The organism is Arthrobacter sp. W4I7 (assembly GCF_030816215.1).
Lineage (GTDB): Bacteria > Actinomycetota > Actinomycetes > Actinomycetales > Micrococcaceae > Arthrobacter > Arthrobacter siccitolerans_A.
Genome location: NZ_JAUSXU010000001.1, coordinates 1,991,923 through 2,018,376, shown reverse-complemented (window position 1 = coordinate 2,018,376; position 26,454 = coordinate 1,991,923). Strand labels below are relative to the sequence as shown.

Sequence of the window (26,454 nt, the reverse complement as noted above, 5' to 3'; positions counted from 1 at the left end):
ACAATGGTAGCTTCAGGTCGTTCTCATGAGTAGGCCTATCCCCTGTTCCTGGCTGAAGAGCGGATCCCGGATTTCCGGCAATGCGTCCACGACGCGGTTTGTCTCCAGGCTCGGCGTCACGATGCGGCCAATCAGGTCGATGATGCAACGGGGCTGCTCGTGCTCACGTGACCAGTCGTTCCAGGTCGTTCACGATCCCGGAGGCCTTGTCCGTCTTGACCTGGTAGCGCTCCAGGATCCAGTCCAGGGCACGAGCCCGAGCCGAGCTTGTAGCGGTGGGCCTCTTCAGGGATGCCTTCAATGGCGATCTGAGAGTTGTAGGTGATTCTTGTCTTGTCCCACGCTCCGGCCTTGCCGGAGTACTTCATCTTCTTCACCGCGTACCGGGCGTAGTCGTCCTGGTCCATGGACAGGCCAGAAGGCACCTCGTTGAGCGGGTACGGTTCCAACGCCTCGTATCCGGTGTGCAGGTCTGAGAGTGCCTTGCCGGCGTCCGCGAAGGGCCGGAACAGCTCAGTCCCGGGAACCTCTTTAAGGCAGGGCCCACGTTGTTGCCATGAGCTCTAAGGACGAAGAGCAAAAGCTCCGCACTTTCCTTGCGGTCCATCTTCTGAGTCAGGCGGCTCTTGGATTCCCGGTCGACCCACCTGACGTAATACGTCACCGAGCCGTTCCTACGTTTGCGGTTCTCAATACATGCCATGCCACTTACCATGCGTCCAACCCCCTGACGGGCGCCGGACATTCATCCAGACGTGGTTGGAAACAGGTCTCGCGTGGCTGGAGACACAAAAAAGCCCCGGAAAATCACTGATTTTCCGGGGCTTCCCTTTGTGCGCGGAGGGGGACTTGAACCCCCACCCCCTTTCGAGGACTAGCACCTCAAGCTAGCGCGTCTGCCATTCCGCCACCCGCGCAGGTGGTAATCCGGGAACCGATTCCGCCTTTCAGCGTTTCGCGTTTCTCCGAAGCAGCGAGAAAAACTCTAACACGAACTTTCCTGAAACATCGAATCGGCCCAAGTGGGTAGGCTGAGGGCAGCGAATCGGCGCTGCGCCACCCCGTCATTCCCCTGTAAGGAGCTTCCACATGCCTGATGTCCTGCCCGAGGATGAAGTTGTCCGGATCTGCCAGGAGCTCATCCGGATAGACACCTCAAACTATGGTGACGGGACAGGGCCAGGGGAGCGGGCTGCGGCTGAGTATGCTGCCGGGCTCATCGAGGAAGTCGGCATGGAAGCCGAGATCTTCGAGTCAGCGCCGGGCAGGGCCAACGTGGTCACCCGGATGGCCGGCGAGGATCCTTCGGCCAGTGCCCTGGTGGTCCACGGCCACCTCGACGTGGTTCCGGCCCTCAAGGACCAGTGGTCTGTGGACCCGTTCGGCGCCGAACTGAAAGACGGGCTCATCTGGGGCCGCGGCGCCGTCGACATGAAGGACATGGACGCCATGATCCTTGCCGTTCTCCGGAACTTCGCCCGCACGGGCAAAAAGCCCAAGCGCGACATCATCTTTGCCTTCTTCGCTGACGAGGAGGCGGGCGGAGCATTGGGTGCCCGCTATGCGGTAGACAAGCGTCCGGAACTTTTCGAGGGTGCCACCGAGGCCATCTCCGAAGTGGGCGGGTTCTCGGCAACCATTGGCGGTCAGCGCACCTACCTGCTGCAGACGGCGGAAAAGGGCATCTCCTGGCTGCGCCTGGTAGCCCACGGCAGGGCCGGCCACGGCTCCCAGATCAACACTGACAACGCTGTTACCCGCCTCGCGGCAGCCGTAACCCGCATCGGCGAATACAAGTGGCCCATCGAACTGACCCCCACCACCAGGCAGTTCCTAGACGGCGTGACCGAACTCACCGGGGTGGAGTTCGACGCCGACAACCCGGACCTCCTGCTGAACCAGCTGGGAACGGTGGCGCGCTTCGTTGGTGCCACCCTGCAGAACACCACCAACCCCACACTTCTCAAGGGCGGCTACAAACACAACGTCATCCCGGAATCCGCGGAGGCGCTCATCGACTGCCGCACCTTGCCCGGGCAGGAGGAACACGTGCTGGAAATCGTGCGGGACCTGGCAGGAACCGGGGTGGACGTCAGCTACGTCCATAACGACGTATCCCTTGAGGTCCCCTTCGCCGGCAACCTGGTGGACTCCATGATCGATGCCCTGCACTCGGAGGACCCCGGCGCCAAGGTGCTGCCGTACACGCTCTCCGGCGGCACGGACAACAAGTCCCTCAGCCGGCTCGGCATCACCGGCTACGGCTTTGCACCGCTGATGCTGCCGGACGAGCTGGACTTCACCGGCATGTTCCACGGCGTGGACGAGCGCGTACCCGCGGATTCGCTCAAATTCGGCGCCCGGGTGCTCAACACCCTGCTCACCAACTACTGAGCAGCGTGGCCATGACCCCGGATGAGATCCTGCCCGAGGAATTGCTGGAACGGATCCGCGGCAGGGCCGCCGGATACGACAGGGACAACGCGTTCTTCGAGGAGGACCTGGAAGAACTTGTTGAGGCCGGGTACCTGAAACTTTTTGTCCCCGCGGACGACGGCGGGAAGGGACTTGGCCTCGCGGCGGCGGCGGAGTGCCAGCGCAGGCTGGCAACGGCTGCCCCCGCCACCGCCCTGGCGGTGAACATGCACCTGGTGTGGACCGGCGTCGCGCAGGTCCTTGGCGCGCGAGGGGACGCTTCGCTGGACTTTGTCCTCAAGGAAGCTGCCGAAGGAGAAGTCTTCGCCTTCGGCAACTCCGAAGGCGGCAATGATTCGGTCCTCTTCGACTCCCGCACCGTCGCGCAGCCCCAGCCCGGGGGCGGCTACACCTTCACCGGAACCAAGATCTTCACCAGCCTGTCGCCGGCCTGGACGAGGCTGGGAATCTTCGGAAAGGACGCTTCCGGCAGGGACGGCGACGGCGAACTCGTCCACGGTTTCATCACCCGGGAAACGCCGGGCTACGGCATCCTTGACGACTGGGACACGCTCGGCATGCGTGCCAGCCAATCCAGCACCACTGTCCTGGACGGTGTTGCAGTCCCGGGAGACCGGATCTTCCGCAAGCTCCCCGTAGGTCCCAGCCCGGACCCGCTGATCTTCGCCATCTTCGCGTGCTTCGAGACACTGCTGGCCGCCGTCTACACCGGCCTGGGGGAGCGGGCGCTGGCCGTGGGGGTTGAGACGGTGAAGCGCCGGACTTCCTTCAAGAATGCCGGACGCAGCTACGCGCAGGACCCGGATATCCGCTGGAAGGTCGCGGAAGCGGCGATGGCCATGGACAACCTGTACCCGCAGCTGGCATCCGTAGCGGGCGACGTCGACAACCTCGCAGGCCACGGCCCGCAGTGGTTCCCGAAGCTCGTAGGCCTGAAGGTCAACGCCACGGAAACGGCACGGCGCGTAGTGGACCTGGCCATCCGGGTCAGCGGGGGATCAAGCTACTTCCGGGGATCCGAACTCGAACGGCTCTACCGGGACGTCCTGGCGGGTATGTTCCATCCATCCGACGACGAGTCGGCCCACAACACCGTGGCCAACGCCTGGCTGGGTCCGCTCGAAGAATAGAGGCAACCGGGCGGGTGACCTCTTTTAATTACACCGCCGCTAGGCTCCCCAACTAGACGGTCCGCTGGACTTGCATGACGCGGCGGCGCAGCCAGAACCGCCTGCCTCCGCCCAGGTACAGCTTGCTGCGCTCCAGCTCCCACTTGCCGTATTCGGAGTGTTCCACCAGCCGGCGCCTTGCCTCATGCAGTGAATCCACAGGGCTGACCGTCAGTACGAGGTACTCGTACTGCTTCGCATAGTCCCGTTCCCGCTGGACCGAGCTGGTGAGAAATTGTTCCTTCATTTGCTCTCCATTTTCGTCCTTTTCCGGCTAACGTGAAGTCATGAGCATCGATCCGCGTGTCGCGCTTCAGTCCTTGACCACCGCTTTGGAAGAACACCTTATAGCAGCATCGAACCGACGCGGAGATGGTGATCCGTCCGTGGAGGCGGCGTTTTTCGCAGTTGCCGATGCCTTTGAAGTCTATGAGGACGCCCTCTACGAGGCCTACAACGAGGTCACGCCGCTCCAGGTCTTTGATGACGAGGACGACGAGGATGAAGAAAGCGATGTTGACGACGAGGACCTTGAAATTGTTGAGGACCGAAACGTCTGACAACAAGGCGCCCCGAGCGGACCCGTGAGCAGCGAAAGCCCCTAGCAGGCGGCTGAAGCGTCCTCCAGGGCACACGCAATCTCAGGCGGCAGCGGTGTCAGCTGGGCGTCCACAATCTCCTTTAGCTGTGCAGGTGTCCGGGGCCCCACAATCGCTGTGGCCACGCCGTGCTGCGACAACAGCCAACTCAAGGACACATCCTGCGGCGTCCGGCCCAGCCCTTTTGCTGCCATGCAAACCGCCTCAACAGTCCTGGATGCCTGGCCGTCAAGATACGGCTCAACGTAACCCGCTCCCGCCGCCGAAGCACCGCGGGAACCTGACGGGATGCTGCCGCGGTATTTCCCTGTCAGCACGCCACGCCCCAGCGGCGCCCAAGCCATCAGTCCCAACCCTGCGTCCTCGATCGCCGGGATAAGCTCTGCCTCCGGCTTTCGCTGCAAAAACGAATATTCAGCCTGGGCGGCAACCAGCGGGAACCCTGCAGTGGCCGCAGCCTTCGCCGTCTGCCAACCGTTAAAGTTTGAAACTCCGGCGTAGCGGGCCCGGCCCGTCCGCACCGCAAACTCCAAAGCGGACAGTGTCTCGTCCAACGGAACGTTGCCGTCCCAGGCCTGCGCGAACCAGATGTCCACATAGTCGGTTCCGAGCCTGGCAAGGCTAGCCTCAAGGCCGCTCAGCATCGCATTACGGGACGTGTCCAAGCCGCGCCGGCCGTCCGGCGTCGTCATTCCCGCTTTGGTGGAGATGGAAATCTCCGTCCGGGCCACCACGTCGCCCAGCAGGGAACCGATCATCGCCTCGGACCGCCCGTCCGTGTACGACGCCGCCGTGTCAACGTGCCGACCGCCCGCGTCAAGGAAGTTGCGCAGCAGTTCCGAAGCGTCCTGTTCATCCGTCTCGCCGGCCCAGGTCATGGTGCCAAGGGAAAGGGCGGAAACTCGCAATCCACTGTTGCCGACGTAACGCTGCTGCATAGCAGCAAGCTTACGGGCAGAACCACTACTGCCATGCCGTAGGGTCTTAGCGTGAACTGGTTTGAGGCGGCCCTGCTGGGCCTTGTGCAGGGACTGACCGAATTTCTACCTATTTCATCAAGCGCGCACCTGAGGATTGTGGGGCAGTTCCTGCCCAATGCCGAGGATCCCGGCGCAGCTTTCACGGCCATCACCCAACTGGGAACCGAGACGGCGGTGCTCATCTATTTCTGGCGGGACATTGTGCGGATCGTCAAGGCCTGGGCCGGCTCACTCAGCGGAAAGGTGTCCAGGCAGGACCCTGACGCCCGGATGGGCTGGCTTGTCATCCTGGGCAGCCTCCCGATCATCGTCCTGGGCCTGCTCTTCCAGGACGAGATCGAGTCCGTGCTCCGCAGCATGTGGGTCGTCGCCACCATGCTGATCGTCTTCGGCCTGATCCTGGCCGTTGCGGACGCCGTGGGCAAGCAGGAACGTGACCTGACCTGCCTCACCTACAAGCACGGCATCCTTTATGGCTTCGCTCAGGCCATGGCACTGATCCCCGGCGTGTCCCGGTCCGGCGGCACCATCACCGCCGGCCTCCTGATGGGCTACACCCGTGAAGCGGCCGCACGGTACTCCTTCCTGCTGGCGATTCCCGCCGTTTTTGGCAGCGGACTTTTCCAGCTGTACAAGACGGTCTCCAAGGAAGGCATCACGGGGCCTTACGGCTTGCCGGAGACCGCCCTCGCCACCGTCATCGCCCTGGTGGTGGGCTACGTCATCATCGGCTGGTTCCTGAAATTCGTCTCCACCCGCAGCTACCGCCTCTTCGTCTGGTACCGGATCTTCCTGGGCCTCGGCCTGTACCTGCTTCTCGGTTTCAATGTCATCAGCGCCTAGCACTAGGCTTGGCGTGTGAAATCCTGGATCTCCCGCCCTGTTCCTGACGTGCCCGGCAGCATGCCCGCCATCCGGTTGTTCGATACCGCCCTGGGGCGCGAGGCAGCCCTGGAAGTGGACGGCCGGCCGTCGATGTACGTCTGCGGCATCACCCCGTACGACGCCACGCACATGGGCCATGCCGCCAGCTATGTCGCCTTCGATCTCCTGAACCGGGCCTGGCGGGACGCGGGTCATAACGTGTCCTACGTCCAGAACGTGACGGATGTGGATGATCCGCTGCTGGAGCGCGCCACGGCAACAGGGGTGGACTGGCAGGACCTGGCGGCGAGCCAGATTGAGCTCTTCCAGACGGATATGGAGGCCCTGAACGTCCTCGCACCGGACCACTACGTCGGCGCCGTCGAATCCATACCGCTGATCGTTCCAGAGGTGGAACGCCTCGTCAGCCTCGGGCTGGCTTACAGTGTGCAGGGCACCAATGGTGAGCCTGACGGTGATGTTTATTACGACGTCGAGGCGGCCGGCAAGCAGTCCGTGTCACCGGACGCCTGGACCCTGGGTTCCATTTCCGGACTGGCCGAAAGCGAAATGCTGGAGCTTTTCGCCGAACGCGGCGGGGATCCCGGCAGGTCCGGCAAGCGGCAGGCACTGGACCCGCTGCTGTGGCGGGTGGCACGGGAGGGCGAGCCGAGCTGGCCGGGCGGCAGCCTCGGAGCAGGCCGGCCCGGCTGGCACATCGAGTGCACGGTGATTGCACAGAAGTACCTGCCCGCGCCCTTCACTGTGCAGGGCGGCGGGTCTGACCTGATCTTCCCGCACCATGAGATGGGAGCGGGCCATGCCTATTCACTGGCCGGCGTCCCGCTGGCAAAGCACTACGCCCATGCCGGGATGGTGGGGCTGGACGGCGAGAAGATGAGCAAGTCCAAGGGCAACCTGGTGCTTGTGTCGAAGCTGCGGGCCGCAGGGGAAGACCCGGCCGCCATCCGCCTGGCCATCCTCGCCCACCACTACCGTTCGGACTGGTCCTGGACCGAAGAAGGATTCGTGGCCGCAAAGGCAGACCTGGCCGCCTGGCGCCAGGCACTGGCCCAGGCTCCCGCCGGCTCGGCTTCCGCCCTCATCGCCGAAATGCGCGCGGCCCTGGCTGACGACCTCAACGCCCCCGCGGCCGTAGCGGCCGTCACCCGCTGGGCAGCACAGGCGAACCTGGCCGGAACCCCCGCCAGCGGCGAGGATCAGGTATTGGTGCGGGACGCCGTCGACGCCCTCCTCGGTATCCGCCTCTGACGGAACCTTCCCCCACCCGGTCCGGCCTGCCTCCGGGCAGGTCCGGGGGGGGAGAGCCTATAGCCGCCAGCGAAAGCGGCCGTCAGGGGCGGTCCTGGCCCCGCCGTTTGAGGTACCGCTCGAACTCGCGGGCAATGGACTCCCCGGTTGCTTCCGGAAGATCGGCAGTGTCCTTGGCCTCCTCGAGCTGCCGGACGTACGCTGCGATTTCCGGATCCTCAGTGGCCAGTTCGTCCACGCCGCGCTCCCAGGCGTCGGCTTCTTCGGCCAGTTCATGCGTGTCCAGGGGCACCTGGAGCAGCTCCTCGATGCGATGAAGGAGTGCCAGCTGCGCCTTCGGCGAAGGGGCCTGGGCAACGTAGTGCGGTACGGCTGCCCACAGCGAGACCGTGGGGATGCCCGCCAGCAGCGAAACCTCGGAGAGGACACCCACGATTCCCACCGGCCCTTCATACTGTGACGCTTCGAGGTTCATGCGCTCCCGCAACGGCCCGTCGTCGGAGGAGGTGCTCACGGGAATCGGCCGGCTGTGGGGAACATCCGCGAGCAGGGCGCCCACCAGGATGACGTAGTCAACGTTCAGCGCTTCGGCGTGGACCAGGAGTTCGGCGGTGTACGCCCGCCATTTATAGGACGGCTCGGTGCCCTGGACGAAAATGACGTCCACATTCGAATTGGGTGCGCTGGCCTTGTAGATGCGCGTGGAGGGCCACTTGATTTTGCGTTCGCCGGCAGCGTTCCTGCGGACCGTGGGGCGCGTGAACTGGAAATCGTAGTACTCGTCGGCGTCAATGGAGGCCACCTTCTTGCCGCCCCACAGCTTGTTGAGGTACCGCAGCGAGTCACTTGCGGCCTCACCGGCGTCGTTCCAGCCTTCAAAGGCGGCAAGCATCACTGTCACGCGCTGCCCGTCAGGCACAGGCTGCAGGAACCGTTCGCGGACGGGTTCTGCCCCCGGTTCGGTGGTGTCTCCCTCGAAGCTATTCATTTCTTCACCCTACGTCCAAGAAGTAGGGTGATGCATTGAATGAAGCGCCGGAAAAGGCAGTAAAAAGCCCCGTATTCGCCGAAGGCGTAGCCACAGGCCCCGTCCAGGCTGTCCCCGTACACTGGGTGGATGCGACAGCCAGCCACACCTTCCCCGCTCAAAGCAGTCCTATGGGACATGGACGGCACCATCGTGGACACCGAGCCCTACTGGATCGCGGCCGAGCACGCACTGGTTGAAGCCCATGGCGGAACCTGGTCCCACGAACAGGCCATGCAGCTGGTGGGGCAGTCGCTGACGTTCTCCGCCGGGATCCTCCAGCAGGCCGGCGTCGATCTAGGCATACGGCAAATTATCGACACCCTTACAGCGGAAGTGGTGGCCAGCGTCCGGCAGCAGGTGCCTTGGCGGCCGGGCGCCCGGGAACTGCTGGAAGACCTGCACCAGGCAGGCGTGAGGTGTGCGCTTGTCACCATGTCCGAGGGGCCCCTCGCCCGGGAAGTTGTCGCCAGCCTTCCCCGGCCGTACTTCGAAGTTGTAGTGACCGGGGATACGGTGGCACAGGGGAAGCCGCACCCGGAGGCCTACCTGAAGGCAGTGGAACTGCTCCAGGAAACCGATCCGGCCCTTTCCCTCAAGCACTGTGTTGCACTCGAAGACTCAACGCCGGGAGTGGCGGCTGCTGTCGCGTCCGGCGTTGCCACCGTTGCTATTCCACATATTGTTCCGTTGCCCGAGGACGAACGGTACGTCCTGTGGGAGTCCCTGGCAGGCCGATCGCTGGCTGACCTTGAAGATGCGGTCCTCGCCCGCTCCCTTTCGGACGGGTCCGGCCAGCACGGATCCACCCAGTACGAATCCTCCGGGTACGGGTCCGTCACCTTGGAAGGGGCCGGGGTCCGGGGGACTGCCCATGACTGAGACGGCCGCCCCGGTCCGCCGCGAGGGCATACCGCTGGGACGGATTGCCGGGGTTCCAGTTGTCCTGGCGTATTCCTGGTTCGTCATCGCTGCGTTCACGGTGATTGTTCACGGGCCGGTACTTGAGCGGGGCAACCCCGCTCTCGGCGCCAGCGCGTACGTCGTCGCTTTTGCCTACGCCGTCCTGCTCCTGATCTCGGTCCTGGTCCACGAACTGGCCCATGCCCTGACGGCCAAAATCTACGGCTGGCCCACCCGGAAAATTGTGCTCAACCTGTGGGGCGGGCACACGCAGTTCGACAGCTTTACGGCCACCCCCGGACGGTCGGTGCTGGTGGCCCTTGCCGGCCCCGCCGCGAACTTTGTCCTGGCCGCCGGCGCCTGGCTGATGCTTAATGGTGCCGCCCTGGGCAGTGTCGCCGAAATCCTTACCAACATCTTTATGTGGGCCAATTTCCTCATTGCCGTCTTTAACGTCCTGCCCGGGTTGCCCCTGGACGGCGGCAGGCTGGTGGAATCCGTAGTCTGGAAGGCCACCGGCAGCCAGGCCAAGGGCACGGTGGCGGCAGGGTGGGGCGGCCGCGTTATCGTCATCGCCCTCGGCTACTGGTTCCTCCTCCGGCCGCTGCTTGCCGGCAATTCGCCCGAATTCAGCCTCCTGATGATTACCGTCCTGGTGGGCGGTTTCCTGTGGATGGGCGCCTCCGCCGCCATCCAGCAGGGAACCCTCCGGGGACGGCTGCACCTGGTCAGCGCGGCAGGATTGTCGACGCCGGCCGTTGGGCTGCCAGCCACGGCGTCAGTCCAGGACGTTCTCCGGATGGGAGCGCCGTCGTCCACCTCCATAGTTGTCTGCGGCGCAGACGGACGCCCGCAAGGCGTAGTGGATCCAGCTGCCCTGCAATCCGTTCCGGCCGCCGCTGCCGGAACAACCCCTCTTGCGGCGGTGTCCTACCCCCTTGCCGCCGGGGCCTACGTGCCCGAATGGTCGAAAGGGCAGGAGCTCCTGCACTTCCTGTCCCAGCTCGAAGGCCGGGACTACGCCGTCGTGGACCACAATGGCAAGGTGACGGGACTGCTGTCGCAGGACGCCGTGCTGTCCGCCATTAACGGGAGGCGCCCGCGGCAGGATGGGCGCCCGCAGGGCAGGAACCGGTAGAGTTACCTGCCGGCAGTGCATTGCCGCCGCAGAAGCCACAGTGTCCTCAGGGGCGCTTCAGCGGGGCACAACAGTTTTACAGGAGCGAGGAAAATCATGAGCAGCGAAACTGCCGTCAACGAAGCCGCCGCAGCAGCCCAATCCGGTGTTGCCGCCGGAGGCTCGCAGCCGGTGGGAGCTGCCCGTCGCCGGGGTCCTTTCCGGGAAGGCGAACGCGTCCAGCTGACTGACGAGCGGGGCCGCATGAACACGATCACCCTTGAAAGCGGCGGCGCGTTCCACACCCACCGCGGCTTCCTGAACCACGATGAGATCATCGGCAAGGTGGACGGTTCGGTAGTGGTCAACAACGTTGGCCAGCAGTACCAGACCCTGCGCCCGCTGCTCTCTGATTTCGTCCTCTCCATGCCCCGCGGCGCTGCCGTTGTCTATCCCAAGGACGCAGGCCAGATTGTCACCATGGCGGACATCTTCCCGGGTGCGCGCGTGGTTGAAGCCGGAGTAGGCTCAGGCGCCCTGTCCATCTCACTGCTCAGGGCGGTTGGAGACAACGGTTACCTGCATTCTTTCGAGCGGCGTGAAGAATTCGCGGACATCGCCCGCGGCAACGTGGAGACCATCTTCGGCGGCCCCCACCCTGCATGGCAGATCACCCTGGGCGACTTCCAGGAGGAAGTTGTCAGGACCGAGGAGCCCGGCTCGGTGGACCGAGTGGTCCTGGACATGCTCGCCCCCTGGGAATGCCTGGACGCCGTGGCCACGGTCCTGGCACCGGGAGGCGTGTGGATCAACTACGTCGCCACCGTCACCCAGCTCTCCCGGACGGCCGAGGCCATCCGCGCCGACGGCCGGTTCACCGAACCCGACGCCTGGGAATCCATGGTGCGCGGCTGGCACCTCGAGGGCCTGGCCGTCCGCCCGGATCACCGTATGGTGGCCCACACCGGATTCCTGCTGGTCACGCGCCGGCTGGCCGACGGTGTCACGGGCATTTCGGTGAAGCGCCGCCCCTCCAAGACGGACTTCAACGAAGAGGATGTCAACGCCTGGACACCCGGCGCCGTGGGGGAGCGGCTGGTGTCGGACAAGAAGCTCCGGCGCGCCGCCAGGGACGCGATTGCGGGCACAAACGTCGTGGACACACCTTAGATCAAGATCTAGTCCATATTTCGGGAGTCTCCATCCCTACCTGCCATCTTGGGGCTAAGGTCTTAATAGAAGCGCAGGAAGGGGCTGATACATCATGGAGACGCCAAACCAGGACTCCGGACGTACACCGGCAGAGCAGTCTGCCGCCAACGACCTCTCGGTTGCCGACCGCCAGGTCAACATCCTCCGGGACAAGCTCAGGCACATCGACCGCCAGTTGGCTGCGGCAACGCAGAACAACACCAAGCTGGTCACCATGCTTGAAGCCGCGAAGGCCGAGATTCTCCGGCTGAAGAACGCGTTGGACCAGGAAGGACAGCCTCCCTACAGCTTCGGCACCATTCTTCAGCTGAACCCCCGGCGGCAGGCCTCTCCGGGCAACAGCGGGCAGGCCGCCACGGAAGAATCGGTAGACATTTTTAATGCCGGGCGGAAGATGCGGGTGGGCATCAGCCCGCTGGTGAACATCAACCAGCTGGCAGTGGGCCAGGAAGTCCTCCTCAACGAGGCCCTCCTCGTCGTGGCCGGACTTGGCTACGAGCGTGCCGGCGAACTCGCCACCCTGAAGGAGATGCTCGGAGCCGACCGCGTCCTCGTGGTGGGACGGGCCGACGAAGAACGGGTGGTCCGGCTTTCCGGAGCCCTGCTGGCCGAAAAGCTCCGGGTGGGCGATGCCCTCTCGATCGATTCCAGGACCGGGTACGCGCTGGAGAAGGTGCCCCGGTCCGAGGTGGAAAACCTGGTCCTGGAAGAAGTCCCGGACATTACGTACGAGGACATCGGCGGGCTCGGGCCGCAGATCGAACAGATCCGCGACGCCGTGGAACTCCCGTTCCTGCACCCTGACCTTTACCGGGAACACGGGCTGAAGGCGCCCAAGGGCATCCTGCTGTACGGCCCGCCCGGCTGCGGCAAGACCCTCATCGCCAAGGCCGTGGCCAATTCGCTTGCCGCCCGCGCCGCCGAGCGCTCCGGAAACGTGGACCTGAAAAGCTACTTCCTGAACATCAAGGGCCCGGAGCTCCTGGATAAGTACGTGGGCGAAACCGAGCGGCACATCCGCCTCATCTTTTCCCGGGCACGGGAAAAGGCCTCGGACGGCAGCCCCGTAGTGGTGTTTTTCGACGAGATGGACTCGCTGTTCCGCACCCGTGGCACAGGCATCTCCTCCGACGTCGAAACAACCATCGTGCCCCAGCTGCTGAGCGAGATCGACGGCGTGGAGCGGCTGGACAACGTCATTGTCATTGGCGCGTCCAACCGCGAGGACATGATCGACCCCGCCATCCTGCGGCCCGGCCGGCTGGACGTCAAGGTCAAGATCCACCGCCCGGATGCCGAGGCCGCTGCTGACATCTTCAACAAATACATCACCACGGACCTGCCCTTCCACGAGTCCGACCTCGCCGAGCACAACGGCGACGTCCAGGCCACCGTGGACGCCATGGTCCAGCGGACTGTGGAAGCCATGTATTCCACCGACAAGTCGAATGAGTTCCTGGAAGTCACCTACGCCAACGGCGACACCGAAATGCTGTACTTCAAGGACTTCAACTCCGGTGCCGTAGTCCAGAACGTGGTGGACCGGGCCAAGAAGTACGCCATCAAGGATCTCCTCACCCTGCACCAGAAGGGGCTCCGGATCGAGCACCTACTCAGGGCTGTGGTGGACGAATTCCGCGAACACGAAGACATGCCCAACACCACCAATCCGGACGACTGGGCACGCATTTCCGGCAAGAAGGGCGAACGGATCACCTACATCCGCACCATCGTCCAGGGCAAAGCCGGCCAAGAGCCAGGAAAGTCCATCGAAACCATGCCGACCACAGGGCAGTATCTATGACGGCAGCGCAGGAACCCGCCGTCGGGGGCGCCCTCCCCGCGGGCGGGGCCCATGCGTGTGATGGGAGCAGAAACCGAATACGGCATCCACGCCCCGACCGCCCCGTCCGCGAACGCCACCATGATGAGCGCCCGTGTGGTGCAGGCCTACGCCCAGGTAACACGCCAGCGTGCCGCCGGCGGGGCCGAAACCCGCTGGGACTATACGGACGAGGAGCCGCTGCACGATGCCCGCGGCTGGACGGTGGACAGGGCCTCGGCGCACCCCAGCCAGTTGACTGACCAGCCGCCGGTCCTGGACGCGGAAGCGGTCGCCCTGGCCTACGGCCGGGAGGAACTGGAGCTCGACGGGCAGGACGAGTCCGGCACTCTGTTAATGAACATGGTCCTGGGCAACGGGGCCAGGCTGTACGTGGACCACGCGCACCCCGAGTATTCAAGCCCCGAGGTCACCAACCCCCGGGACGCCGTCACTTGGGACGCCGCAGGAGACCTCGTCGCGCTTGCCACGGTACGCCGGCTGGCGGCGGACCCCGATCTTCCGCCGGTGAACCTCTATAAGAACAATACGGACAACAAATCGGTGTCCTACGGCTCGCACGAGAACTACCTCATGCCGCGGTCGGTACCGTTCGGAGACATCGTGCGGGGCCTGACACCCTTCTTTGTCAGCCGCCAGATCCTTTGCGGGTCCGGACGGGTGGGAATCGGGCAGGATGCATCCACCCCTGGTTACCAAATCAGCCAGCGGGCGGACTTCTTCGAAGCCGAAGTGGGCCTGGAAACCACCATCAGGCGTCCCATCATCAACACCAGGGACGAGCCGCACGCGACGGCGGACAAATACCGGCGACTGCACGTCATCATTGGCGACGCCAACCTCAGCCAGGTCTCCAACTACCTGAAATTCGGGACCACGTCCATGGTCCTCAGCCTGATCGAGGCGGGGCTCGCACCGAAGATCGAGGTCCACGAACCTGTTCCCGCTCTGCAGGCAATAAGCCACGATACGTCGCTTACCACCACCGTGAGGCTGCTGGACGGCAGGCGCGTCACGGCCCTGGACCTGCAATGGATGTACCACGAGGCGGCCGCCAAGCTGGCGCAGGACACGGGCGTCGGTGACGCACTGGACGGCGACGGGCACACCCATGACGTCCTGGACCGCTGGGCGACAGTCCTTACCCAGCTGGACAACGACCGTGCAGCTGCCGCCAGCTCCGTGGAATGGGTCGCCAAGCTCTCGCTCCTTGAAGGTTACCGCCAGCGCGACGGACTTGAGTGGAATGATGCCAGGCTCGGGCTGATCGACCTCCAATGGGCGGACATCAGGCCCGAGAAGGGCCTGTACTACCGTCTCCTGGCCAGGAACCGCATGGACAGGATCGTCGACGACGGCGTCATAGCGGCGGCGGTGGGACAGCCGCCGTCGGACACCCGCGCGTTCTTCCGCGGCAAGTGCATCAGCAGCTTCGGCAAGGACGTGGTGGGCGCCAGCTGGGACTCGGTCATCTTCGACGTCCCCGGCTACGGCAGGCTTCAGCGCGTCCCCACCAGGGAACCTTTGCGGGGAACCAAAGCGTTGACCGGAGCGTTGTTCGAGCGCTACCGGCAGGCAGGCCCGTTCCTCGGGGAGTTGCTGGGCCACAGCACCACTCCGCCTGCGGCGTAAACCGCGCCGGAAGGACCGCTTCGTGGCAGGATGGGCATATCGGAGGATCCGCCGGATCCGATGGCAGGAAAGGGAGAGGTAACAATGGCAGGCCAGGAGCAGCAGCAGCCACAATCGCGCGACAGCCAGGTCGACGAGGACATTCCCGAGGCACCCCCGGCGCCGCCCGAAGCACAGGCATCAGCCGCCACCGAAGGCGTTGATGACCTCCTCGACGAAATCGACGGAGTCCTGGAATCCAACGCCGAGGAGTTCGTGCGCGCCTTCGTCCAAAAAGGCGGCCAGTAACCCGGACCGGAGGGTGGCGGAAGCCGCGGCCGGCCGGAATCTGTACCGACGTTGAAGAACTACGTTCAAGGAGTGCATGAGTGCAGGAATCAACCGCCAACCAGGTAGCCGCCAACGCCACCTCGTCCTTCACGGAACATCTGCAGCGGGACCGGCCGGAACTCCTGCCCTATAACAAGGGGCTTCAGGCCGGCGTGCCCGGCGCCGCTCCGCTGCAGGTACCGCATGCCACCACCATCGTTGCGTTGAGCTACGCCGGCGGTGTGCTGATGGCCGGGGACCGGCGGGCCACCATGGGCAACGTGATTGCCAGCAGGCACATAGAAAAAGTCTTCCCCGCGGACCGTTACTCGGTCCTGGGCATCGCCGGCACTGCCGGCATCGCCATCGACCTCACCCGCCTCTTCCAGGTGGAACTCGAACACTACGAGAAGATCGAAGGCACCCTCCTCAGCCTTGAAGGCAAAGCCAACCGGCTGGGGGCAATGATCCGCGGCAACCTGCCCCTGGCCCTGCAGGGGCTCGCCGTGGTACCCCTCTTCGCAGGCTTCGACACCAGCGCCGGCGTCGGCAGGCTTTTCTCCTATGACGTCACGGGCGGCAGGTACGAGGAGCACGAGCATCACACGGTGGGCTCCGGTTCAGTCTTTGCCAGGGGCGCCTTGAAGAAACTCTGGCGCCCCAACCTGAGCGCGGCAGAAGCCGTCGCCGTCGCCGTCGAGGCCCTCTACGATGCGGCCGACGACGACTCCGCCACCGGCGGTCCGGACACCGTCCGAAAGCTGTGGCCCGTGATTTACACCGTGGACAGGACAGGTGCCCGGCGGGTGGCTGAGGACGAACTCGCCGCCGTGGCCGGAAACGTCATCGAGGCCCGCACCAACGCCGGACGGGAGGCCTGAGATGACGCAGCAGTTTTATGTATCACCTGAGCAACTGATGAAGGACCGTGCGGATTTCGCACGGAAGGGCATCGCCCGGGGCAGGTCAGTCGCCGTGATCAGCTGCGCGGACGGCATCGCGCTGGTGGCCGAGAACCCCTCGCCGTCCCTGCACAAGATCGGCGAAATCTACGACAAGATCGCGTTCGCGGCCGTCGGGAAATACAACGAATTCGAAAGCCTCCGCCAGGCCGGCGTGCGGTATGCCGACGTCCGCGGCTACTCCTATGACCGTGAGGACGTCACCGCCCGCGGCCTTGCCAGTGTTTACGCCCAGAGCCTTGGCGCCGTCTTCACCGCGGAACAGAAGCCCTTCGAAGTGGAACTGGCAGTAGCGGAGGTAGGCCCCACCCAGGCTGAGGACCACCTCTACCGGCTGACCTTCGACGGTTCCATCGCGGATGAACACCAGTTCGTCGTGATGGGCGGACAGGCGGACAAGGTCTCGTCAGCCATTGATGAAGGCTGGCGCAGTTCACTCAGCTTCGCCGATGCCCTGCGGCTCGCCATGGCCGCCCTCGTCCCGGCGACGGAATCTGATGCCCGGCCGAAGGCGCTGCCTGCCACGGCGGTGGAAGTTGCCGTCCTGGACAGGCAGTCGGAGAGCTCACGGGACTCACGGCGCGCCTTCCGCCGGTTGCACGACGCGGACCTAACTGCACTGCTGGCCTAGGAGGAAACATGGACAAGAGAATCTTCGGTATCGAAACGGAATTCGGGATTTCGTATTCCAGCCCCGATTCGAGGCCTCTTGCCCCGGAGGAGGTGGCCCGGTACCTCTTCCGCAAGGTGGTCAGCTGGGGCCGGTCATCCAACGTTTTCCTGACCAACGGCTCCCGGCTGTACCTGGACGTAGGGTCCCACCCCGAATATGCCACGGCCGAGTGTGACGACCTCGCCCAGTTGATCGCCCACGACCGTGCCGGTGAACTGATCCTGGACGACCTGGTGGACGAGGCCCAGGCCCGGCTCGCGGCGGAGGGCTTCAACGGCACTGTCTACCTGTTCAAGAACAACACGGACTCGGCCGGCAACTCCTACGGCAGCCACGAAAACTACTTGATTCCCCGGCGCGGGGAATTCTCCAGGCTCGCCGAGATCCTGATTCCCTTCCTGGTCACCCGGCAGCTTATCGCCGGCGCCGGAAAGATCCTCAAGACCCCGCACGGGGCCACTTTCGCCTTCTCCCAACGGGCGGACCACATCTGGGAAGGGGTTTCCTCCGCCACCACCCGGTCCCGGCCCATCATCAACACCAGGGATGAGCCGCACGCTGACGCTGAGTTCTACCGGCGGCTGCACGTTATCGTCGGAGACTCAAACATGTCCGAAGCCACGGCCCTGATGAAGGTGGGTACCGTGGACCTGGTACTGCGCATGATCGAGGCAGGAGTGCTCATGCGGGACATGCGGATGGAAAATCCCATCCGCAGCATCCGGGAGATCTCCCACGACCTCAGCGGCCGTGCACTGGTCCGCCTGGCCAACGGGCGCCAGCTGACGGCACTGGAGATCCAGCAGGAGTACCTCACCAAGGTCACGGCGTTCGTCAAAGAGCACGGCGCCCACAACCCGCATGTTCCCCTGATCCTCGACCTGTGGGAGCGGACGCTGAAGGCCATCGAAAGCGGTGACACGCGCGGCATCGATACCGAGATCGACTGGGCCATCAAAAAGAAGCTGATGGACAACTACCGCGAACGCCACGGACTCGGCTTGGACGCCCCGCGGATAGCCCAGCTGGACCTGACCTACCACGACATTTCCCGCAGCCGCGGACTGTATTACCTGCTGCAGTCCCGTGGGGCTGTCCGGCGGATCGTGGACGATACCGTGATTAAGGACGCCGTCGACGCACCGCCGCAAACGACGCGCGCGAAACTGCGTGGTGATTTCGTCCGGCGGGCCCAGGAGTTGGGCCGGGACTACACCGTGGACTGGGTGCACCTGAAACTGAATGACCGGGCGCACCAGACCATTCTGTGCAAGGATCCTTTCCGCAGCGTTGATGACCGGGTGGATGCCCTGCTGGACTCTATGGGCTGACTCTCAGGTTCAGGGGCTATTCTGGATGAGGCTTTTAATTCGGCCCTTCAGCGGTGATGCCCGCCCAGGTGCGGAGCGCCGCCTCCATCTTGCCCCAACGAAAGTTTTCTTACGTGCGCCGACTACTAGCAATCCTCCTTCCCGCTCTGCTGCTGTTGACCGCCTGCGGCGGCTCTTCGGCAGAGCCGGAACCCACCAGCAAGTCTGCCGGTGAGACTGCGAAGTTCGACTCCCTCAAACTGACTGATAACGGGGACAAGAAGGCCCCTGGTGTGGAATTCGACAAGCCGCTGGAAGTGGGTGAGCCCACCATCAAAGTGGTCACCGAGGGAAGCGGTGAACCAGTGAAGGCGAACCAGATCGCCAACATCTCCATCCTTGCCGTGAACGGCAGCGACGGATCGACGCTGCAGGATACGTTCCCTGAAGAACCACAGCCTTTCCCGCTAGACGAGGAGGTAAAAACCGGCAGCCCGTTCATTTACGACGCGTTCGTTGGCGCCAAGGTGGGATCCACCCTGGCTGTCGCTGTGCCCGGACAGGCAGCAGCTGCCGGCGGTGAGGCCCAGCCTACCCAGCTGCTGGTGATCAAGGTGCTGTCGGCAAACGATCTTCCGGGCCTCCTGAGCCCAGAGGAAACTGAACAGCTCGATAAGGATGGAAAGCTTCCCAAGGTCACCTTCGACGACAAGGGAACACCCGCGGTGGAAATTCCGAAGACTGATGCCCCCACTGGGCTCTCTGTTAAAGTTCTCACTGAAGGAACAGGAGAGGTCTTAAGCGAAAGCGACTCCATCGAGGCGAACTACATCGGGTGGCGCTGGGACGGCGGCGAGGAGTTTGACTCTACCTATGACACCGGGGAAGCAATGAAATTCCGGCTCACGGGAGTCATCAAAGGTTGGACCTTGGGCTTATCCGGCCAAAAGGTGGGCTCGAAAGTTCTACTGACCATTCCCTCGTCACTCGGCTATGGCGACGCGCCCGCCCAAGGAAGGCCGGCGGGCCCTCTCGTTTTCGTAGTTGAGATCAAGGCAAAAAAGTAGCAACAATGGCAACAGGCCCGGCCTTCGCCGCGGCATCCAACAGCAGCACACCATCTGCCAGACATTTAGGAGCAACCATGTCTTTTGGACAGCGGGAATTTGACCGCCAGAAGCCCGAGATCGATTTTCCTGAGGGCGACGTCCCCACGGAACTGGTCATCACCGACCTCATTGAGGGAGACGGCCGCGAAGCCCAGGCCGGGGACACCGTCTCCACGCACTACGTGGGCGTCGCCTGGTCCACCGGCGAGGAATTCGACGCCTCATGGGGCCGCGGCGCGCCGCTGGACTTCCGGGTGGGCGTTGGTCAGGTCATCCAGGGCTGGGACCAGGGCCTCCTGGGCATGAAGGTAGGCGGCCGCCGCCGCCTGGAAATCCCCTCCGAGCTTGCCTACGGCTCCCGTGGCGCCGGCGGAGCCATCGCCCCCAACGAAGCCCTGATCTTCGTGGTTGACCTCGTAGCAGTGCGCTGACCCCAGCCGCGTCACGGCCAGGAGCGCGGCAGCAACAGGACCCAGCGTCCTGGTGCTGCCGCGCTTCCTGCGTTCCGGCCCGGAGTTTAGTAACGTAACCTGAGTGTCCGCATCCCGTACTGAACGCCTCCTCAACCTGCTGATCGCACTGCTCAACACCCGGTACGGCCTGCGCCGCAGCGAACTGCGCGAAACGGTCTACCGCGGCATTGCCGGCAATGAGGTCTCCTTCGGCAGAATGTTCGAGCGGGACAAGGCGGATCTTCGCAAGTTCGGCTTTGAGGTAGAGACCTTAACGGACCTGGGCTGGAGCGAGGACGATCCGGCAACCACCAGGTACCGGATCGGCAAGGAGTCCAACCGCCTGCCGGACGTGGACCTCGGTCCGGAGGAGTGGACAGTCCTGCTCCTGGCCTCCCAGCTTTGGGAGCGTGCGGCGCTGGGCACGGCCGCCCAAAGCGCGCTGCGGAAACTGCAGTCGTCCGGCGCGGCCGCCAACGTCCAACTGCCGCCCGGGGTCCAGCCGCGGATCAAGCCCGCGGGCCAGGCCTTCGACGACCTCGTTGCGGCGATGCATGCCAAGCACCCGGTCACCTTCACCTACCTGGCCGGCAGTACGGGCAGCGAGGAACAGCGGACGGTGGAGCCCTGGGGCCTCGGCAGCCGCTTCGGACACTGGTACCTCATGGGCTACGACCGTGCCAGGAAGGCGGCCCGCCATTTCCGGCTCTCCCGTTTCACCAGCGCCGTGGCAACCCTGGACCGGGAGCAATTCACCCCTCCCCGCGACTTCAATATCAGGCAGGAACTGGGACAGCTCCCTGAACTGCCGCTGCGCACCGCCGTCGTGGACGTCCGTGCGGGGCGTCTGCTGGCGCTGCGGCACCGCGCTGTGGGACCGGACCCGTCGCCGGAAGACGAATCGTGGCCCCGGCCTGAACCCGGCTACGAGGGGTTCAGGGTGCAGTACAGGGACCCGGAGGTCCTTGCCGAAGAGCTCGCCTCCTACGGCCCCGACGCCCTGGCGGTGGCTCCAACCGAACTCGCCAGCGCTGTGCGGCGTAGGCTCCAGGCGGCAGCCGACTTCAGCGACGGGCCCGTTCCCACCTTCCGTTTCGCTGCCGCGCCTGCCAGGCCCGTCCGCGTGCGGACCTCGGAGGACCAGCTCAAACGCATGCTTCAGCTGGTGCCATTCCTGGTGCACAATCAGGGTTTGCATATCCAGGACGTCGCACAGCGCTTCGGCATCAGCAGGAAGGAGTTGGAGGATGACCTGCAAATCCTTATCTGCTCCGGGCTTCCGGAGGGATACCCCGACGACCTGCTGGACATCCAGTGGGAAAACGACCACGTCTACATCACTCAGGACCTGGACCTCAAGAAGCCCGTCCGTTTCACCGTCGAGGAAGCCTGCGCCCTGCTGACCGGGCTGGAATCGCTGAACGGGCTGCCCGGCGTGGCCGAGGGCGGCGCCCTGGAATCGGTGACCCTCAAACTGCTGGCAGCCGCCGGCGAGGAAGGGCTCCGGGCGGCCTCGCTGGCGGGACCGGAAGTGGCACCCGCCGACGCTGCCACGCACGCCACGGTGCTGCGGGCCATCGAGTCCCGCTCCCAGCTGCGCCTGACCTACCTGTCCCCGCAGCGTGACACTGTGTCCGAGCGTGACGTTGATCCGTTGCGCCTCTACTCGGTGGACAACACCTGGTACTTCGAGGCCTACTGCCATGCAGTGGAAGGCCTGAGGAATTTCCGCCTGGACCGGGTACAGGATGTTCACCCCAACGGCATGCCGGCGCCGGCCGGGACCACGCCTTCAAAGGGTGTTCCGGCCAAGCTCTTCACACCTAACGACGACGATACGGTAGTCACCGTCCAGCTCACCCGGCAGGGGAGGGGGCTCGCGGACGACTACTATGCGGAGCGCACGGCCGAGCTCGACGACGGCGGGCTGGTGGCTGAAATCCGGTTCGGCAACATCGAGTGGCTGCCGATGTTCGTGGCCCAGCATGGCGGTTCCGCCCGCATTTTGGCTCCGGCGGATCTGGCTGACGCGGCCCGCAGCTGGCTCGCGGCGTCCCTGGCAAGGTACGGCGGCTAGACTTCTCAGCATGCCTTGGTGGTCCTGGATCCTGATATGGGTGGCGCTCGTTGCGCTGTCGCTGCTTTTTTATGTCCTGCTGGGCTTCCGGCTGTTCCGCCAGTTCATGGCGACCGTCAAGGATCTCAGCGCGGCAGGCGAAATGCTGGGGCACCTCGCCCCCGTTCAACTGCCGGAGGCCGGTGCTGACCCGGCGGGTCCGCAGCCGGGCTCAGCGGTTTTTGCCTCGCCCGCACTCATGCGACATGATTACGAGGCATCCAAGTCGTCCCGGCGGGAACTACGCCGCCACCGGCGGGTTCAACGCAAGACGGACCGGGGCCAGCCGCAGGCGCTCGGCGATCTCGACTTCACATAGAAGTAGGATGTATCAAGACGAAAGGAGCCCAACATGAGGCTTGAAGGCTGGCATCTAATAATCATCATTGTTTTGGCGCTTGTGCTGTTTGCTGCACCGAAACTTCCCGGCATGGCCCGAAGCCTGGGACAATCCATGCGCATCTTCAAGTCGGAGGTGCGTGAAATGAAGAAAGACGGCAAGGGCGAGGAAGCTGAAGGTACGGCTGGCCCGGTGGAGGGCAGGGTTGTCAACCATCCTCAAGCAAAGCCTGCTGAGCCGACGGACGGAACTGACGTTCCGCCGTCTTCACGCGCCTAACACCAAATGGCCATAGCGATGGGCCGCCCAACAAATCCAGAGGGCCGCATGGCCCTTGTGGACCATCTCAGGGAACTGCGCAACCGGTTGTTCAAGTCAGCCATAGGCGTGGTTCTGGGTACGGTGGCGGGCTTTATTCTCTACCAGCCGATGCTGAGTGCCCTGATCAAGCCGATTACCGACCTCAACGCGAAAGAAGGTCGGCTCGCGAGCCTGAACTTTGACGGCGTTGCGAGTTCTTTTGACTTGATGATCCAGATTTCGGTCTTCATGGGCCTAATCCTGGCCAGTCCAGTGTGGCTGTACCAACTGTGGGCGTTCATCGTTCCAGGACTTCATAAGAAGGAAAAGCGCATGGCGCTTTCCTTTGTGGCCGCTGCCGTCCCATTGTTTGTTGGCGGCGTCTTCCTGGCATGGATGGTCCTTCCGAACGCCGTACGGGTCTTGACGGACTTCACTCCCGCTGGTGCCTCCAACTTCATCACGGCCCAGGTGTACCTCTCTTTCGTGACACGGCTCATGCTCGCGTTTGGGATAGCCTTCCTCCTGCCCGTTGTCCTCTTCGGTCTCAACGTAGCCGGAATCCTGCGCGGCGCGCACCTTGTCAAAAGTTGGCGGATCACGGTTTTCCTGGTGTGCCTGTTTGCGGCAATGGCAGCGCCTGGTGCCGATGCCATGAGCATGTTCTATCTTGCCGGCCCTATGCTGGCGCTGTTCTTCCTGGCCGTTTGCCTCTGCCTCATGAATGACAAGCGCCGTGAGCGCCGCCAGGCGAAGCGAATGGCCGAGACCGAGGCAACAGCGGACATCGCCACCCCGGGCAGTGAGCTGAAGAACCTCTAGGCGCCCGTTAGGCTTGGTGTATGTCCTCCAATACCGGGCCGTTCTCCACCGGTCCTTTCTCCGCCGGACCCAGCGATCCCGACGAGCTTTCTCCCGCCGAGAGATACCGCGCCAGCGCCGAGAGAAGGGCAGAAGCAGCCACCTACCTGGGCTCCTTCATCCGGACCCTGGACTTTGAACTGGATGATTTCCAGCGGCAGGCGTGCAAATCCCTGCAGGAGGGCAGGGGAGTCCTGGTGGCGGCACCCACTGGGGCCGGCAAAACCATTGTGGGCGAGTTCGCCATCTACCTCGCGCTGCAGCGTGGCCTCAAGGCCTTTTACACCACCCCCATCAAGGCACTCAGCAACCAGAAATTCACAGAACTCACCGAGAAGTACGGTGCCGCGAAGGTAGGCCTGCTGACCGGGGACACCAGCATTAACGGCGACGCCCCGGTAGTGGTGATGACCACCGAAGTCCTGCGCAACATGCTCTACGCCGATTCCGCCACCCTGGATGACCTCGGCTATGTGGTGATGGACGAGGTGCACTACCTGGCAGACCGCTTCCGCGGCGCCGTCTGGGAGGAAGTGATCATCCACCTCCCCAGCGAAGTGCAGGTGGCTTCACTCAGTGCCACCGTGTCGAACGCCGAGGAATTCGGCGCCTGGCTGGATACGGTCCGTGGCGACACGGACATCATTGTTTCCGAGCACCGGCCGGTGCCGCTGTGGCAGCACGTTATGGTGGGCCGGCAGATCATGGACCTTTTTGCAGGGGAAACCACTTTCGACGAGATCGCTCCGCCCGTCGACGCCGGGCCGGGCGAAGCGCCGGCCAGGGACAGCAGGGACGGCAACGCCGCGGGGCGCGGTTTCGATGTGAACCCTGACCTCCTGACTGTGGCGAGAAGCGAAAGCATGCAGAGTTTCCGCGCCAGGTCCGGACCCGGCGGCCCAGCCGGTCGGGGGCAGCGGGGCCGGCGCGGCAATGACAGGCCCGGCCGCGGCGGCGACGAGCGCGGCGTTCGTCCGGCCAGCCGGCCCCAGGTGATCGCAAGCCTCGACAAAATGGACCTCCTGCCCGCCATCACTTTCATCTTTTCCCGGGCCGGGTGTGACGCCGCAGTCGCCCAATGCGTCGGCTCGGGCCTGTGGCTCACCACTGAGAAAGAGCAGCGGATCATCGCCCAGCGCGTTGACGAGGCGGGCCACGACATCCCGCCGGACGACCTGGACGTGCTGGGTTTCTGGACCTGGCGTGACGGGCTGCTCCGCGGTTTCGCCGCCCACCACGCCGGCATGCTGCCCACTTTCAAGGAAGTGGTGGAAAAACTCTTTGCGGACGGATTCGTCAAGGCTGTCTTCGCCACCGAAACCCTGGCCCTTGGCGTTAACATGCCGGCACGTTCCGTGGTGCTGGAGAAGCTGGACAAGTTCAACGGTGAAGCGCACGTGGACATCACCGCGGGGGAGTACACCCAGCTGACCGGCCGGGCCGGTCGGCGCGGCATCGACGTCGAAGGCCACGCCGTGGTGCTCTGGCAGCCGGGTACGGACCCGACGGCGGTCGCTGGCCTCGCGTCCCGGCGCACGTACCCGCTGAACTCCAGCTTCCGGCCCACGTACAACATGAGCATCAACCTCCTGGCCCAGTTCGGCCGGGCCAGGGCCCGCGAAATCCTGGAATCCTCCTTTGCCCAGTTCCAGGCGGACCGTTCCGTGGTGGGCCTGGCAAAGCAGGTCCGCAGCAGGGAGGAATCGCTGGCCGGCTACGCCAAGTCGATGACCTGCCACCTCGGGGACTTCACGGAATACGCGCGGTTGCGCCGTGAATTGTCCGACGCCGAAAATGTGACCTCGCGGACCAAGTCACGGGCCCGCAAGTCGCTCAACGATGATTCGCTGGCCCGTTTGCTTCCCGGCGACGTAGTCAATGTGCCGGGCGGAAGAGCGCCTGGACCGGCGGTTGTGCTTAGTTCGGACCACAGCAGCCGGGAGCCCCGGCCTGCTGTGCTGACGCTTGACAACCAGCTGCGCCGGATCGGGAACGATGACCTGGAAGGTCCCATCACCCCGATTACGCGCATCCGCATTCCCAAGTCCTTCAACGCGAAAGTCCCCAAGTCACGGCGGGACCTGGCCTCCTCCATGCGGAACGCGCTGCGGGAGAACCGTCCTCCTGCCCCCGGCAACAACCGCAACAATGATTTCGGCCTCGCAACTGCCCTGCCTAACCAGGAAAAGCGCATCGCGGACCTCCGCCGTGCCCTCCGTGCGCACCCCTGCCACGGGTGCAGCGAACGGGAAGACCACGCCCGCTGGTCCGAACGCTGGTGGAAGCTCCGGCGCGAAACCGATGGGCTGGTCCGGCAGATCCAGGGCCGCACCAACACCATCGCCAAGACATTTGACCGCGTCTGTGATGTCTTGTCCTCCTACGGTTACCTTGAACCCGCCGGTGACGGCCGGCTGCTCATCAGCCCCGACGGCCAGCGGCTGCGCCGGATCTACGGCGAAAAGGACCTGCTGATCTCCCAGTCCCTGCGGCTGGGCGCCTTTGATGACCTGGATGCAGCGGAAGTCGCTGCCCTTGCCAGCGTCCTGGTCTACCAGGCCAAGCGCGAAGACCGGGGACTCCGCCTGCGGATGCCCAGCATCTCCCTGGAAACCTCCGTGGACATCGTGGTCAAGGAGTGGTCGGCACTGGAGGACGTGGAAGAGGAAAACAAGCTGCCGCTGACCGGCGAACCCGAGCTGGGCCTCGTGTGGCCACTCTACAAATGGGCCCGTGGCCGGCACCTGCAGGACGTCCTGAGCGGCACCGACCTTGCCGCAGGGGATTTTGTCCGGTGGGTGAAGCAGGTGGTTGACCTGCTGGACCAGCTCGCCAAAATTCCCGGCCTTGATCCCCGCCTTGCGCGCCTGTGCTCGGATGCCATCTCACTGATCCGCCGCGGCGTCGTGGCCTATTCCTCCGTCCTCTGACACCCCTGCCGGCTGCCCGTCGGCCGCCCAATCCCAGG

The 26,454-nt window shown here is 64.3% G+C and carries 24 protein-coding genes, 1 tRNA gene and 1 pseudogene; 21 read left to right on the top strand and 5 right to left on the bottom strand.

Annotation, left to right across the window (positions count from 1 at the left end):
• Nucleotides 1–131: 131 nt before the first annotated feature.
• Both QF047_RS09325 and QF047_RS09320 read right to left on the bottom strand, forming a co-directional pair.
• The gene (locus QF047_RS09325; RefSeq protein WP_307281871.1) at nucleotides 132–470 is read right to left on the bottom strand and encodes a type ISP restriction/modification enzyme; all 339 of its coding nucleotides are present in this window, start codon (nucleotides 468–470) and stop codon (nucleotides 132–134) included.
• A gap of 364 nt (nucleotides 471–834) precedes the next feature.
• Nucleotides 835–917: transfer RNA gene (locus tag QF047_RS09320), tRNA-Leu, on the bottom strand.
• 172 nt (nucleotides 918–1,089) lie between these two features.
• Here QF047_RS09320 and QF047_RS09315 point away from each other — a divergent pair.
• Nucleotides 1,090–2,394 carry a M20/M25/M40 family metallo-hydrolase gene (locus QF047_RS09315; RefSeq protein WP_306633507.1) on the top strand — a complete coding sequence of 435 codons (1,305 nt, stop codon included), beginning with the start codon at nucleotides 1,090–1,092 and terminating at the stop codon, nucleotides 2,392–2,394.
• Between the two features lie 11 nt (nucleotides 2,395–2,405).
• Nucleotides 2,406–3,566 (top strand): acyl-CoA dehydrogenase family protein, encoded by a 1,161-nt coding sequence (locus QF047_RS09310; RefSeq protein WP_307275938.1) that lies wholly within the window; start codon nucleotides 2,406–2,408, stop codon nucleotides 3,564–3,566.
• A 52-nt stretch (nucleotides 3,567–3,618) separates the two neighbouring features.
• Here the strand turns inward: QF047_RS09310 and QF047_RS09305 are convergent, their stop codons facing one another.
• Entirely contained in the window at nucleotides 3,619–3,852 is a 234-nt protein-coding gene (locus QF047_RS09305; protein WP_050055262.1) for a DUF5703 family protein, read from the bottom strand.
• 40 nt (nucleotides 3,853–3,892) lie between these two features.
• Between QF047_RS09305 and QF047_RS09300 the strand changes: the two genes are divergently transcribed.
• A complete protein-coding gene (locus QF047_RS09300; RefSeq protein WP_306633510.1) occupies nucleotides 3,893–4,165 on the top strand; it encodes a hypothetical protein in 273 nt (90 codons plus the stop codon).
• 41 nt (nucleotides 4,166–4,206) lie between these two features.
• Here the strand turns inward: QF047_RS09300 and QF047_RS09295 are convergent, their stop codons facing one another.
• A complete protein-coding gene (locus QF047_RS09295; RefSeq protein WP_307275933.1) occupies nucleotides 4,207–5,142 on the bottom strand; it encodes an aldo/keto reductase in 936 nt (311 codons plus the stop codon).
• 51 nt (nucleotides 5,143–5,193) lie between these two features.
• On the opposite strand from QF047_RS09295, the gene QF047_RS09290 reads away from it, so the two are divergent.
• Both QF047_RS09290 and mshC read left to right on the top strand, forming a co-directional pair.
• Nucleotides 5,194–6,027, top strand: a complete 834-nt coding sequence (locus QF047_RS09290) for an undecaprenyl-diphosphate phosphatase (RefSeq protein WP_307275929.1) — start codon at nucleotides 5,194–5,196, stop codon at nucleotides 6,025–6,027.
• Nucleotides 6,028–6,042: 15 nt separating this feature from the next.
• Nucleotides 6,043–7,320: a cysteine--1-D-myo-inosityl 2-amino-2-deoxy-alpha-D-glucopyranoside ligase gene (mshC, locus tag QF047_RS09285; protein WP_307275927.1), complete on the top strand. Its 1,278-nt coding sequence runs from the start codon at nucleotides 6,043–6,045 to the stop codon at nucleotides 7,318–7,320.
• An 82-nt stretch (nucleotides 7,321–7,402) separates the two neighbouring features.
• On the opposite strand, the gene QF047_RS09280 is transcribed toward mshC, so the two are convergent.
• Nucleotides 7,403–8,308, bottom strand: coding sequence for a PAC2 family protein (locus QF047_RS09280; RefSeq protein ID WP_306633516.1), 906 nt, complete (start codon nucleotides 8,306–8,308; stop codon nucleotides 7,403–7,405).
• A 129-nt stretch (nucleotides 8,309–8,437) separates the two neighbouring features.
• Between QF047_RS09280 and QF047_RS09275 the strand changes: the two genes are divergently transcribed.
• From QF047_RS09275 to QF047_RS09200, 16 genes and pseudogenes are all read left to right on the top strand, one after another.
• Nucleotides 8,438–9,229: an HAD family phosphatase gene (locus QF047_RS09275; protein WP_306633517.1), complete on the top strand. Its 792-nt coding sequence runs from the start codon at nucleotides 8,438–8,440 to the stop codon at nucleotides 9,227–9,229.
• Entirely contained in the window at nucleotides 9,222–10,388 is a 1,167-nt protein-coding gene (locus QF047_RS09270) for a site-2 protease family protein (RefSeq protein ID WP_307275923.1), read from the top strand. Before QF047_RS09275 ends, QF047_RS09270 begins: the two co-directional genes overlap by 8 nt.
• Nucleotides 10,389–10,484: 96 nt before the next feature.
• Entirely contained in the window at nucleotides 10,485–11,537 is a 1,053-nt protein-coding gene (locus QF047_RS09265) for a tRNA (adenine-N1)-methyltransferase (RefSeq protein ID WP_307275920.1), read from the top strand.
• Nucleotides 11,538–11,631: 94 nt separating this feature from the next.
• On the top strand, nucleotides 11,632–13,383 hold the full coding sequence (arc, locus tag QF047_RS09260; protein ID WP_159825704.1) for a proteasome ATPase: 1,752 nt from the start codon (nucleotides 11,632–11,634) through the stop codon (nucleotides 13,381–13,383).
• Nucleotides 13,380–15,054, top strand: a pseudogene (dop, locus tag QF047_RS09255) (depupylase/deamidase Dop). The gene arc and the pseudogene dop overlap by 4 nt, the downstream one beginning before the upstream one ends.
• A gap of 84 nt (nucleotides 15,055–15,138) precedes the next feature.
• Nucleotides 15,139–15,342 (top strand): ubiquitin-like protein Pup, encoded by a 204-nt coding sequence (locus QF047_RS09250; protein WP_159825709.1) that lies wholly within the window; start codon nucleotides 15,139–15,141, stop codon nucleotides 15,340–15,342.
• An 80-nt stretch (nucleotides 15,343–15,422) separates the two neighbouring features.
• Entirely contained in the window at nucleotides 15,423–16,244 is an 822-nt protein-coding gene (gene prcB / locus QF047_RS09245; RefSeq protein ID WP_306633521.1) for a proteasome subunit beta, read from the top strand.
• 1 nt (nucleotide 16,245) lies between these two features.
• On the top strand, nucleotides 16,246–16,956 hold the full coding sequence (gene prcA, locus QF047_RS09240) for a proteasome subunit alpha (protein ID WP_307275912.1): 711 nt from the start codon (nucleotides 16,246–16,248) through the stop codon (nucleotides 16,954–16,956).
• An 8-nt stretch (nucleotides 16,957–16,964) separates the two neighbouring features.
• Complete coding sequence (pafA, locus tag QF047_RS09235; RefSeq protein ID WP_307275910.1) at nucleotides 16,965–18,329, top strand: Pup--protein ligase; 1,365 nt, start codon at nucleotides 16,965–16,967, stop codon at nucleotides 18,327–18,329.
• A 113-nt stretch (nucleotides 18,330–18,442) separates the two neighbouring features.
• Entirely contained in the window at nucleotides 18,443–19,375 is a 933-nt protein-coding gene (locus QF047_RS09230; protein WP_307275908.1) for an FKBP-type peptidyl-prolyl cis-trans isomerase, read from the top strand.
• Nucleotides 19,376–19,452: 77 nt separating this feature from the next.
• Nucleotides 19,453–19,848: an FKBP-type peptidyl-prolyl cis-trans isomerase gene (locus QF047_RS09225; RefSeq protein WP_142121860.1), complete on the top strand. Its 396-nt coding sequence runs from the start codon at nucleotides 19,453–19,455 to the stop codon at nucleotides 19,846–19,848.
• 103 nt (nucleotides 19,849–19,951) lie between these two features.
• Complete coding sequence (locus tag QF047_RS09220; protein WP_307275905.1) at nucleotides 19,952–21,946, top strand: YafY family protein; 1,995 nt, start codon at nucleotides 19,952–19,954, stop codon at nucleotides 21,944–21,946.
• A gap of 10 nt (nucleotides 21,947–21,956) precedes the next feature.
• Nucleotides 21,957–22,304: a hypothetical protein gene (locus QF047_RS09215; RefSeq protein ID WP_307275902.1), complete on the top strand. Its 348-nt coding sequence runs from the start codon at nucleotides 21,957–21,959 to the stop codon at nucleotides 22,302–22,304.
• A gap of 33 nt (nucleotides 22,305–22,337) precedes the next feature.
• Entirely contained in the window at nucleotides 22,338–22,604 is a 267-nt protein-coding gene (tatA, locus tag QF047_RS09210) for a Sec-independent protein translocase subunit TatA (protein WP_307275899.1), read from the top strand.
• 48 nt (nucleotides 22,605–22,652) lie between these two features.
• Nucleotides 22,653–23,447, top strand: coding sequence for a twin-arginine translocase subunit TatC (tatC, locus tag QF047_RS09205; protein WP_307275896.1), 795 nt, complete (start codon nucleotides 22,653–22,655; stop codon nucleotides 23,445–23,447).
• A gap of 20 nt (nucleotides 23,448–23,467) precedes the next feature.
• The gene (locus tag QF047_RS09200) at nucleotides 23,468–26,416 is read left to right on the top strand and encodes an RNA helicase (protein ID WP_307275894.1); all 2,949 of its coding nucleotides are present in this window, start codon (nucleotides 23,468–23,470) and stop codon (nucleotides 26,414–26,416) included.
• Nucleotides 26,417–26,454 lie beyond the last annotated feature (38 nt).